Raw genomic sequence first — 11,522 nt, 5'->3', positions numbered from 1 at the left:
CGCCAGCGTTCATCCTGAGCCAGGATCAAACTCTCCGAAGAAATGTTTGACTTGCTCAATTTAAAAAATAAAAATTAACGTTGACGTTTGTCGCTTTGTTCAGTTTTCAAAGTTCAACCGCCGCTCTTAAGCGACTTTATTATCTTATCAAGTTATCAACGTAATGTCAACAACTTTTTAAAATTCTTTTTTTCAGCTTCGTTGTTACCGTTATGTCTCAACGACGCTTTATAATAATATAACGCTTTTCATATAAAGTCAATATGTTTCAAGAAAAAAATAATTTCTTTCTCTTGTTTAACTACTTCCCTTACTGAGAAGTAGTTAAACGTAAATAAACTAAATTTTCTAATTTTTTATACTTTATATTAAAAAAGAAGCTCTTCACAAAAAGAGCTTCCTTCTTATCTTACTGATTAAGGTAAATAACGACGTGCACCTGCATACTCTTCAATATATCCCTTCGTGTTTAAAGGAATAATCTCTACTGTCCGCTCGGAGTTCGGCGAATGAATCATCATGCCATCTCCCGCATACATTGCTACATGGTGGACGCTTCCTTTTCCTTGGTTATAGGCAAAGAATAATAAGTCTCCAGGTTGAAGGTTGTTCATCTCTACTGGTTTTCCTGCTCGAGACTGTGGCCCTGAGTCACGTGGAATCGTAATACCATGGGACTGGTACATCGTAAACGTAAATCCAGAGCAGTCAAATCCAAAACCACTCATGCCAGCCCATAAATATGGAAGGTTTAAAAATGCCTTTCCACTTTCAACAAGCTCCGTCCCAGTTGGTACAGGAATATCTTTTTGAGACGCGTAGATTTTTCCTGTTTTTGCAGAAATCCATGCTGTCTTTCCATTTGGTTTTAATACTTTATATGCACTCTTTGATTTTGTCAAAAGAGGTAAGCGCGTGTTATAGCTAACTTCAATGCCTTTCTTTTTTAAAGAAGGAGAATGATATAAATACGTAGTGGGAGCTGTCACCATTACAAAAGGATCCTTTGCATACTGGTCGTACCTTTTGCTATAGGCTAGCTGCTTATTAGGCATCCATCCGGGATATCCTAATTCATTTCGAGAAGTAGGCTGTCCGTCTACAGCTACTTTTACCCAGTCTCCTTGTCTCTCTAAAACCGTTACTTTGTTTCCATATAACGCTTGTGTCTCAAGCATTCCGTCGCTAGATAACTGCTGCTTCTGTTTCAAATCCATCGATGTGGTCCACTTTTTCATATCTACCGGATTGGTAGCTGACGGGGCGTCCACTTCACGCAAGATGTTTGGTGCTGTCCACAGAGTAGCTGCTGCGACATCTATATAAGCAGTTTCTTTTTCTTCAGAAGCATGAACTAAAGGAACTGCACTGACCCCAAATGTAGCTAAAATAACTGTTGTTGCCGTCAAAAGCCAACGTTTTATATTCATCGTCTCTCTCCTTCTACTATATTACTATCTTTTTATTTTGAGATAGGAACGGTGATTTCTCCTATTCCGGGAAGATCTGATAAGAAAACCTCTTGACCGCTGTACTTTAATACATCCAGTTCAGCTGAAAGCCAAAGAGGAGCATCTAAGTCAAAATACGTGATATTCGGATGAGCGGCTGCCAGATGAGCAGCTGCTCCAACCGAAAGTGATGGTTCCATCATGCTTCCAATCATACACGCAACACCGTTCGCCTCAGCAATACTTGCGATTTTTCTTGCTTCATTAATTCCTCCGCACTTCATTAGCTTAATATTTAAAAGATCCACGTATCTTCCGCTTACAAGCTTTAATGCATCTTTGGCAGAAAATAGACTCTCATCTGCCATAATGGGTACGTTTACTCGTTCAGTCACAAACTTTAACCCTTCCCAATCATGAGCAGCAACAGGCTGTTCTACCAGCTCAATACCAAAATTGAGAGCTTCCATTTCATTAATTAATTGCACTGCTTGCTTTGGGGTCCATCCTTGATTTGCATCCAAACGAAGTTTTACACGATCCGGAATGACAGATCGAATATGTTTGATTCGCTCAAGGTCTAGCTCAGGAATTGAACCTACCTTTACTTTTAAAATATCAAATCCGTCCGCTGCACTTTTTTGTGCGTCTTCAGCCATTTTCTCAGGTGTATCCACACTTATTGTCATACACGTAGAGATAGGCTGCTTATCGCCCAAGAAAGCATATAAAGGAATTTTGAGGAGTTTTGTATAAGCATCATGCAAAGCTATATCGGCAGCCGCTTTAGCACTTGAATTGTGAATGCAGCAGCTTTGAATCTTTTTTAAGAGTTTTTGAAACTGACGTATATCCTCCCCTACTAACGCTAGTTTAATAGGTCCTTGAAGTGCAGCTTGAATGCCTTCTAAAGAATCGCCTGTAATAACATATGTTGGCGAAGCCGCTCCTTTTCCTTTTATTCCGTTTTCTAACTGAATTTCTACACTTATGCTGTCTATCTCTGTTGCTGTTCGAAGCGCTGTTTTAAACGGAACGAGCAGTGGAACGGTTTGATGCTTTACAGTTATATCTTTAATTATCATTTCAATCGCTTCCTTTCGATTCAGCACAAATATTCTTTTATACGTATTTTGGTTTATTCTTAGATCGTCCCTAAAATTTTGGCGATCATCATACCAAAATAAGTACCTAAGAAGGAACCCATCAGAGCCATAATGACTCCTACAGGAATCAGTGCACGGTTATAAGCAGCTGCAAGCATTGGAGCAGACGCCATTCCGCCAATATTAGCTAAACTTGCTACCCCGAGCGTAAATAAATCATATTTAAATAGTTTAGCTAGCAGCAGCATGATCACTAAGTGCACGAACATAATGAGAAAACCAGATACTAAGTAAATAGGAGCCTGAGCTAATTTTGAAAAATCTGATTGGGAAGCAATTAGCGCTACAACGATGTATAACATAACATTGGATACATCGAGCGTACCTGGAATTTTTGCCGCTGGGGTTACAGCAAGTACTAAACCAACGACAGAAGCAATCATAATCGTCCAGCTCGTTGCATTAATAACGGCCCCCACTTCAGGCAAACGCCCTCCGATAAATGTAGATAATGCCGAAACGAACAAACCTAGACCAAGCAAATAAAGAAGATGCTGAAACTGAGGACCTTCTTTTTTGCTTTCAGACGTTGCTGCGACTTCATCTATACTATTCTCAATAAAGCTGACGTCTGCTTTTGTCCATTTATTAAATTTAGATGCAAATGGTACAAGCCAAAACATAAACATAACCCATACGGCATAGTTAATCGTATCCATCATAAGAGCGTAGCCAAATATATTTTCTGGAACATCCAAGATCCCTTGGAGGGCAACCATGTTAGCTGATCCCCCGGTCCAGCTTCCTGATAAAGCCCCAAAAGCTTTCCACGTATCCTCTACATAGAAATTCTTAAAGATGGCATAGACTAGGATAAAACCTATCATTATACTAAAAACCGCAACGATGAACCCTCCCAGCATTCTTGGCCCAAGTTTAATTACACTTCGAACATCACACTTTAGGAGCATAAGCATCAGCATAGCAGGAAGAAGTGCATTTTTAACGCCCGTATACATGGAGGCATTTGACTCGCTGTCCCCAAATAATCCAGCCGTTTGCATAAGAGCAGCTCCTATATAAATAAGTACAATACCTGGAATAAACTTAAAAAATCGATTGGCTTTAAATCTTTTTTCAATTCCTACCATGAGCGCCGCAAAGGCAGTTAACACACTCACATACATAAATCCATCTTGAATCATTTATTCTTCCCCCTTCATCTCCACGAAAATGTTTTTATACAAAACAAAATCCAGCCTAACGTTTGAAAACGTCAGGCTGGATTTCGTCTAGGTCTATGTAGACAAAGCAGCTGTTATTTGCTGATATTTTTTCTGTGCATCATAAAACGCTACCACCAGCGCTTTTTGGGAAGACCCAAAGTAGCGGCTGTTAATTTCGTCTGTAAGGGTGGGATCACTTATGTGACGTCCAATAAAAATCGATTGAACAAATCGAACGGTCAGCTCAATCGTCGCTGAGCATTCCACATCAATAATTTTCCCATTTGTTTTATCAACTACCAATCCTAAAAAATACTGATTGAACTTTTTAGTGATCGGATTGCTTTGAGGAGCTTTGGCATCTCCAATAATGTAGATAGTATCTTGATCATACATAATTTTTTATTCCTCCTAAAAGAGCTAACAGACGATGCTAGGGACCGGCAAATGAACGTTTGCGGAGCTACGCAACATGTATTCGCTTTCACAAGGAACATTATAATCTATTCTCAATATATCATCTATAAAACAATTTCACAATATAAATTTTATACTATTCAGAATAAAAAAATTTTTATCCTGTAAAAAAGGCCGTATGAATACATACGGCCTTTCTACGTCATCCTTTGAACATTATAGAGGAAAAACGGTTAGGGTAATCTGTCATTACTACTTCTACTGAAGCCTGCTGGAGCTTTAAGAGGTCCTCCATTTCATTAATCGTATATACTCGTAAGTCTAATCCTTCTTGCTTTGCTTTTTTCCCGTATGGAGAAAGAGCAAACGACATATCACAGTGTAGATGCGCTCCAATCGATTTCGTTTTTCCAATCGCCTCCTCGCTCACCCCTTCAAATAAAAAACCTGTTGGTATATATGAATGGAGAGATCTCACTTTAGCCAAGCTATCATAGTTAAAAGATGACAAAATAACTTGATCTTCTAAATCAAACTCATCGATTAGACGAAGAACTTTTTCTTCAAGTTTTGGATAGTAAATTCGGTCATTTTTTAACTCAATATTCACCGTTAATTTTGTCTTTTTGTCCGTCATCCACTCAAACACTTCTACTAAAGTTGGAATCGATTGTTTAGAAAAACGAGAGTCATACCAACTTCCAGCATCGAATAAACGCAGCTGTTTGTATGAAAATTCTTGAACATACCCCATTCCATTCGTCGTTCTGTCAATTCGTTCATCGTGAATAACTACTATTTCCCCGTCTTTTGTTAATTGTACATCTAATTCAATACCTGCAACTTGCATTTTCCTAGCTTCTTCAAATGCAATCATTGTATTTTCAGGATATCGTCCGCTAAAGCCGCGATGCGCATAAAGATCAATTGAAGTATTCATTGTCCTCTATCTCCCCTAACTAGTCATTCACTAAGTAAAAAGCTCGTCCTCAAAATAACTTGAAAGACGAGCTTCGTAATCATACGTTATTTTTGATTGGCTACTTCTAATGCTCTATTTGTTTCTTTTGCTGCTTGATCAAGTGCTCTTTTTGGCTTTACTCCTTGATACAGGCTTTCCATTCCTGTTACTACCTTTTGACGCGATTCAGGAAACACAGAAATTAAAGCACCCTGTGTCGCTGACGTAGACTTTGTTTCACGAAGCTGATCAACCGTTACTTTTAACTGCGGATATTTCTCCCACTCTTTTTTTACAATATCTTGTTCATACGCTTTTGGGTTAACTGCAAAGTATCCACTTTCTACATGCCATTTTGCTTGAACTTCTGGTGTTGCTAAATATTTCATGAAGTCCCATGCTGCTTTTGATGTTTCATCACTGATGCCTTTAGACATCCATAAAGATGCTCCGCCGATAGCTACTCCTTGGCGATCCTCTTCTTTTGGAACCGGAATATAAGATACACCTACATCAAATGGAGCATTGTCTACTAATGTTTTAATACCTGCTGATGAGTCTAGGAACATTGCAATTTTTTTAGATTGAAAGGCTGCGCGCATATCATCCCAGTTTTGCCCTACGTTGTAAAATGTACCTTCTTTGTACATATCATTGATTAAATTAAATGCGTTTTGTCCTTCTTTTCCATTAAATACTGCCTTCTCAGCATCACCTTTACGGCCGTTTTCATGATCCACATACAAACCGCCTTGAGAAGCAACTAGCTCTTCAAAGAACCATCCGTAATTTAGAATTGAAAAACCGTATTGCGATGTTTTATTTCCTTGTTTTTCTGTTAATTTCTTTGCAGCTGCCTTTAATTCATCATACGTTTTTGGAGGATTTTCAGGATCTAACCCTGCTTTTTTAAAAGCATCTTTGTTGTAAACAAGAACAGGTGTTGAAGAGTTGAACGGCATTGAATATTGCTTTCCATCTACTTGGTAATAGCTTGAAATGTTTTTCTCCCACTGTGAAGTATCATAGTGGTCTTGATCGATAAACTTTTGAACAGGCTGAATCTTGCCGCTGTCTATCATGAATTTCGTTCCTACTTCGAACGTTTGCATAATAGCCGGTGCATCCTTTGTTCCTGCTACTGTATTAAATTTTGTTTGTGCCTCCTCATACGTTCCTTGGAAAACAGGCTTTACTTCGACTTTGTCCTGAGATTTATTGTACTCATCGACAATTTTATTGAGTGATTTTTCAAGATCACCGCTCATAGCGTGCCAAAATACGACTTCTGTTTTACCTGATGCTGTTTTTTTTGTTTCTTGCGCTTCCGAAGAACCAGTTGAATTTGAGCAAGCACCTAGAATAACTAGCAAGCATGCCGTTACGATAGCCAATATCTTTTTCATCACATTCACTCTCCTATTTAATTGCACCTTGGGTTAATCCTTTTTGAAGACGTTTTTGACCTAGGAATAATAGTAATAATGTCGGTAAGATAACAACAACGACAGCGGCCATAACCACGCCCCAATCAGTTGAAATCTCCTGTGTTTGCATTTGCTTTAAACCAATCTGAACGGTACGAACATCCTCCGTATTTGTCACTAATAGTGGCCATAAATACATATTCCATGTTGTTAAAAAGCTATATACACCAAGCGTAACTAGACTTGTTTTAGACACAGGGAGCACGACGTTCCAAAAGAAACGAAAGCGGCTGACCCCTGCAACTTGTGAAGCTTCATATAACTCATTCGGAATGGTTTTAAACTGTTGACGCAATAAAAATGTCCCAAACGCTAAAGCAAAAAAAGGAATCGTTAATCCTAAATAGTTATTAATCCATCCTAGCTTTTGTGCTGTTAAAAAGTTAGGACCCATCGTGGCTTCCCATGGAATCATCATCGTAGAAATAAAGAGAAAGAAAATAGCATCTCTTCCTTTAAATTTAATAAATACAAATGCAAAAGCAGCCAAACTCGAAACTAACAGTTGCCCAGCCATTACGAAGATAGACACTGCAAAACTGTTAATTAAATAATGAAGCAGCGGAACTTTTTCAAAAGCATCCCGATAGTTTTCAAATGAAAAAGATGACGGCCAAATCTTTCCTTCCAACACTTCCGCTCCACTCATAAAACTAATGGAAAAAGCGTATAGAATAGGAAACATCAATACTAAAGTAGCTGCAATGAGTAGCAAGTAAGTTGTCCATTTTCTCGTGATGCTCATTGATAATGTACCTTCCTTTCCCCCAGCTTGAATTGAAGAGCGGTAACCAGTAGAATACAGAAAAACAAAATTGTAGCTTGAGCGCTCGCAGAACCAACATTATAGTTTACAAATGCATCTTTGTAGATTGAATAAACAATGACATTTGTCGAATCTGTAGGTCCGCCTTTTGTTAAAATATCAATTTGTCCAAACGTTTGAAACGCGTTAATAAACGAAACGGTGATAATAAAAAACAGCGTTGGCGAAAGCATAGGAAGCGTAATTTTACGCAGCTGATACCAATAGCTAACTCCAGCAATACGCGCGTTTTCATACAGCTTTTCATCAATATTTTGTAACCCGCCAAGTAAGATTAAAAAAGTAAACCCAATGTTCATCCAAATCGTAGAGATGGACACAGCAACCAATGCATACTTAGGATCTAATAACCACTGCACGTCATGAATCCCTACAAGGTTTAATACTTTATTGATAACCCCGATTGTCGGATTATACATAAACATCCAAATCACAGAAGAAGCCGCTACGCTCATTCCCATCGTAGATGAAAACATTGTTCTGAAAAAACCAATTCCTTTCAGCTTTTCATTGGCGATTAACGCTAGGAACAATGCAATAATTAAACCAATAGGCACTGTGTAGAGTACAAATAGAAAAGTGGCTTTCATACTTTGCAAAAAGTTCGGATCTGTAAATAGATAAAAGAAATTTTGCAGTCCTACAAAATTTAAGGGGTTTCCCTGTGTGTCTGTAATAAAAAGACTTAAATATAAGGTCTTAATCATTGGGTAGAAAAGAAATACCCCAAATAACAACAATGATGGTAGCAAGTAAGATAATCCTACAATAATATTAGGCATTGACTTCTTTTCTTTTGGATTTGATGAAACAGAAACAGGCGAGTTTGCTGTTTTGGTAACAGCATTCATACAAATGCCCCCTTTACAGTTAAATCTTCCGTTAATGGTTCGTAGTGCAAGCATGAACCTGTATCACCATCAAATAAAAACAGGTGTTTTGGATCGATAAAAATAGGAACGCGCTCTCCCACCTTTATATTCCATTGACCGTTCCACTTAGCCATCCACTGCTTGTCACCTATATGAAATGTAAGCAGTGTTTCCGTGCCTAGAATTTCTACATTATCTACCTCCACAATAAAACTCGTGTTATCGTTTGTCGCAAGCTGTATATGCTCAGGTCTCACTCCAACCACAACTTCTTTTTTACCGTTAAGGTTACTGTGTGGTGTACTCATAGAAATAGCTCGTCTATCTTCAAAAACTAGTAAGTTATTTTCTATAGAAACGTTTGATAGATTCATAGGGGGAGAACCTATAAAAGATGCTACAAACGTGTTCTTTGGTGCATTGTAAATATCAAGCGGACGTCCAACTTGTTGAATATTTCCTCCATTTAAAATCATCATTCGATCTGCCATCGTCATCGCCTCTGTTTGATCGTGCGTGACATAAATCATCGTAATACCTAACTTACGCTGAATCTGACGAATTTCTGACCTCATCTTTGCTCGCAGCTTCGCATCCAAGTTGGATAACGGCTCATCCATCAAGCAAATAGGCGAATGAGTAACAATAGCACGTGCGAGCGCTACACGCTGACGCTGTCCTCCCGAAAGCTGTCTAGGCTTTCGCTTTAAATATTCACTTAAACCAAGCATTTCTGCTGCTTCCCTGCAGCGCTTTTGCTGTTCTTGCTTTGAAATTTTCTTTGTATGCAGACCAAAAAGAATATTTTGTTCCACTGTCAAATGCGGATATAAGGCATAGTTTTGAAACACCATTGACAAATTGCGCTGACTTGGAAGCAGTTTATTTGCTTTTACATCTCCAATTAGCAGCTCTCCCTGCGTGACTTCTTCTAATCCGGCAATCATTCTCAGCATTGTGCTTTTCCCGCACCCTGAAGGACCTACTAGTACGAAAAACTCTCCCGGTTCAATTGTGACGTTAATATCTTGAATAACATTTGTTTTTTGATCGTATGACTTCCCAATGTTAACTAGCTCTACTTTTTTCATTAAAAACGCTCCTTTCTCTTATTCATATTTTTTCCACAACCATGATTTCCCTGTAGAAACTGCCGTAGCTCCTGCTTTTAAAGCAGCTTGGATATGGCTTTCATTTTGAATGAGTCCACCCGTAATAATAGGGATACTTGTTTTTTTAACGACTTTTTCTATCATCTCCGGAATTAATCCTGGCATTAGTTCTAATGCATCCGGTTTAATATCTTGAACGGTTTTTAACCCTTGTGCTACCGCGTCTGTATCAACTAAAAACAGCCGCTGAATAGCAACCAGTCCTTCTTGCTTTGCGTAATTAATGAGTGAACTTTTAGTAGTTACGATACCTGTAGGCTTTACAAACTTAGCAAGGAATTTAAGCCCTTCTCGGTCATAGCTAATCCCCGGAATTTTTTCAACGTGTAAAAAAACCGTTCGATTATGCTGTTTGAGTAAATCTACATAGCGTTTAATCACACTAATATTGCCCGTTAATAAAAAGGCTGCCTGGATCTCTGTTTCTAAAAATTGCTCTAAATTTTTTGGGCTTTTAATAGATGCAATTAAACGGTCTTGCCCAAGCTGTTGTAAGAAATCTGCTTCCTTATTCAAGACGATGCCTTCCTTTCATTCACAAAAAACCACAAAAAACGCATAGGGTATTGATATAGACCTATTGTTTTTTGTGGTTTCTCAATTTCATAACCTTAGTAACTATTCACTTATCGTTCACATGTTTCATAATAATGATTATTTATGAAGGAAATATAAAGAAGCTGTTGAGTTTTGTAAAAAAACCGTATAGTTCCTGTAAATCGCCTAAAAATCAAAAAACCGTTGATTTCTCAACGGCTTTACAGTGCACATTCTTCAATTTCAAATCCTAAATCTTCAATTAAACCCCAGTCAGCTGTAGGTTCTTGACCTTGAGTCGTTAAGTAATCACCTACAAAAATTGAGTTTGCAGCAAACAAACCAAGCGGCTGAAGTGATCTGAGGTTGACTTCTCTGCCTCCTGAAATTCGAATTTCTTTGGTTGGATTTACAAAACGCATCATCGCTAACAGCTTTAAGCATTGCATTGGCTTTAACGCCTTTTTGTCTTCTAGAGGCGTTCCTGGAACGGCAACAAGAAAGTTGCATGGAATAGAATCTGCATCTAACTTTTTAATTTGAAAAGCTAATTCAACGGCTTGTTCATTTGTCTCGCCCATTCCAAAAATCGCACCAGAACAAGGTGACAAACCTGCTTTTTTAGATGTAGTAACCGTATCGACTCGATCTTCATAGCCATGTGTAGAACAAATGCTGTCGTAGTTATCAGCGTGAGTATTTAAATTATGATTATAGCGATGAACACCCGCCTCGACTAGTTCGTGTGCTTGATCATCTGTTAAAAATCCTAGACAGGCACAGATTTTCAAGTCTGTCTTTTGACGAATTTCTTTTACCGCTCCCACTACGTGCGCTACTTCTTTATCAGTAGGGCGGCGGCNTGATCATCTGTTAAAAATCCTAGACAGGCACAGATTTTCAAGTCTGTCTTTTGACGAATTTCTTTTACCGCTCCCACTACGTGCGCTACTTCTTTATCAGTAGGGCGGCGGCCTGACGCCACGATACAATATGTACCTGCTTTTCTTTTTTGAGCTTCAAAAGCACCTTCTACAATTTTCTCTTTTGTTAACCACGCATACTTATCAATCGGCGCTTCTGATACAATCGACTGTGAGCAATATCCACAGTCTTCTGGGCATAAACCCGATTTAGTATTAATAATCATATTGAGCTTTACTTTTTTCCCATAATGATGATGACGAATTAAGTAAGCGGCATTCATGACCTCTAACACTTCTTCATCCGGTACATGAAGAAGTTGAAGCGCTTCATTATATGTAATTTCTTTCCCTTTAATAATAGACTGAGCAAGTGCTTTCCAATCTCTTAAACTTGTGGTTTCCATCGATTCCCCTCCATTTAGTAAACTTATAAAAATAAAAAGTTAACAATTATAACTAAAAGTTACCATTACTTCTCCTTTTATGTCAACACTGTATAATTAATAGTTAACTCAAAAAGCCACTTCTATGATATAGAAGT

The 11,522-nt window shown here is 38.3% G+C and carries 10 protein-coding genes and 1 pseudogene; all 11 read right to left on the bottom strand.

Annotated features, from left to right (window positions below; all coding sequences use genetic code 11):
- Window positions 1–416: 416 nt before the first annotated feature.
- Entirely contained in the window at window positions 417–1,430 is a 1,014-nt protein-coding gene (locus ACOZIR_RS27755) for a C40 family peptidase (protein ID WP_052942427.1), read from the bottom strand.
- Window positions 1,431–1,462: 32 nt separating this feature from the next.
- Complete coding sequence (locus ACOZIR_RS27750) at window positions 1,463–2,536, bottom strand: dipeptide epimerase (RefSeq protein ID WP_045295286.1); 1,074 nt, start codon at window positions 2,534–2,536, stop codon at window positions 1,463–1,465.
- A gap of 59 nt (window positions 2,537–2,595) precedes the next feature.
- Window positions 2,596–3,762, bottom strand: a complete 1,167-nt coding sequence (locus tag ACOZIR_RS27745) for a DUF819 family protein (RefSeq protein ID WP_340141608.1) — start codon at window positions 3,760–3,762, stop codon at window positions 2,596–2,598.
- 93 nt (window positions 3,763–3,855) lie between these two features.
- Complete coding sequence (locus ACOZIR_RS27740) at window positions 3,856–4,179, bottom strand: DUF3870 domain-containing protein (protein ID WP_045295289.1); 324 nt, start codon at window positions 4,177–4,179, stop codon at window positions 3,856–3,858.
- A 223-nt stretch (window positions 4,180–4,402) separates the two neighbouring features.
- Window positions 4,403–5,140 carry a glycerophosphodiester phosphodiesterase gene (locus tag ACOZIR_RS27735; RefSeq protein ID WP_421536093.1) on the bottom strand — a complete coding sequence of 246 codons (738 nt, stop codon included), beginning with the start codon at window positions 5,138–5,140 and terminating at the stop codon, window positions 4,403–4,405.
- An 86-nt stretch (window positions 5,141–5,226) separates the two neighbouring features.
- Window positions 5,227–6,567, bottom strand: a complete 1,341-nt coding sequence (locus ACOZIR_RS27730) for an ABC transporter substrate-binding protein (RefSeq protein WP_045295291.1) — start codon at window positions 6,565–6,567, stop codon at window positions 5,227–5,229.
- Between the two features lie 13 nt (window positions 6,568–6,580).
- Window positions 6,581–7,393: a carbohydrate ABC transporter permease gene (locus ACOZIR_RS27725; protein ID WP_340141610.1), complete on the bottom strand. Its 813-nt coding sequence runs from the start codon at window positions 7,391–7,393 to the stop codon at window positions 6,581–6,583.
- Window positions 7,390–8,325 (bottom strand): carbohydrate ABC transporter permease, encoded by a 936-nt coding sequence (locus ACOZIR_RS27720; RefSeq protein WP_045295293.1) that lies wholly within the window; start codon window positions 8,323–8,325, stop codon window positions 7,390–7,392. Before ACOZIR_RS27720 ends, ACOZIR_RS27725 begins: the two co-directional genes overlap by 4 nt.
- Entirely contained in the window at window positions 8,322–9,437 is a 1,116-nt protein-coding gene (locus tag ACOZIR_RS27715; protein WP_045295294.1) for an ABC transporter ATP-binding protein, read from the bottom strand. The genes ACOZIR_RS27720 and ACOZIR_RS27715 overlap by 4 nt, the downstream gene beginning before the upstream one ends.
- Window positions 9,438–9,455: 18 nt before the next feature.
- Window positions 9,456–10,034 (bottom strand): glycerol-3-phosphate responsive antiterminator, encoded by a 579-nt coding sequence (locus ACOZIR_RS27710; RefSeq protein ID WP_025753238.1) that lies wholly within the window; start codon window positions 10,032–10,034, stop codon window positions 9,456–9,458.
- Window positions 10,035–10,276: 242 nt separating this feature from the next.
- Window positions 10,277–11,385, bottom strand: a pseudogene (gene bioB / locus ACOZIR_RS27705) (biotin synthase BioB).
- Window positions 11,386–11,522 lie beyond the last annotated feature (137 nt).

This window comes from Priestia sp. D3YE.R1 (genome assembly GCF_049199565.1).
Taxonomy (GTDB): domain Bacteria; phylum Bacillota; class Bacilli; order Bacillales; family Bacillaceae_H; genus Priestia; species Priestia aryabhattai.
Note: the sequence above shows the minus strand (reverse complement) of the source record. Positions and strands in the feature narration are given on the sequence as shown.

Excerpts from the sequence above, each read along its gene's own strand:
- ACOZIR_RS27730 (WP_045295291.1), bottom strand. The coding sequence starts at position 6,567 with ATGAAAAAGATATTGGCTATCGTAACGGCATGCTTGCTAGTTATTCTA.
- ACOZIR_RS27725 (WP_340141610.1), bottom strand. The coding sequence starts at position 7,393 with ATGAGCATCACGAGAAAATGGACAACTTACTTGCTACTCATTGCAGCT.
- ACOZIR_RS27735 (WP_421536093.1), bottom strand. The coding sequence starts at position 5,140 with ATGAATACTTCAATTGATCTTTATGCGCATCGCGGCTTTAGCGGACGA.
- ACOZIR_RS27745 (WP_340141608.1), bottom strand. The coding sequence starts at position 3,762 with ATGATTCAAGATGGATTTATGTATGTGAGTGTGTTAACTGCCTTTGCG.
- ACOZIR_RS27720 (WP_045295293.1), bottom strand. The coding sequence starts at position 8,325 with ATGAATGCTGTTACCAAAACAGCAAACTCGCCTGTTTCTGTTTCATCA.
- ACOZIR_RS27750 (WP_045295286.1), bottom strand. The coding sequence starts at position 2,536 with ATGATAATTAAAGATATAACTGTAAAGCATCAAACCGTTCCACTGCTC.
- ACOZIR_RS27740 (WP_045295289.1), bottom strand. The coding sequence starts at position 4,179 with ATGTATGATCAAGATACTATCTACATTATTGGAGATGCCAAAGCTCCT.
- ACOZIR_RS27755 (WP_052942427.1), bottom strand. The coding sequence starts at position 1,430 with ATGAATATAAAACGTTGGCTTTTGACGGCAACAACAGTTATTTTAGCT.
- ACOZIR_RS27715 (WP_045295294.1), bottom strand. The coding sequence starts at position 9,437 with ATGAAAAAAGTAGAGCTAGTTAACATTGGGAAGTCATACGATCAAAAA.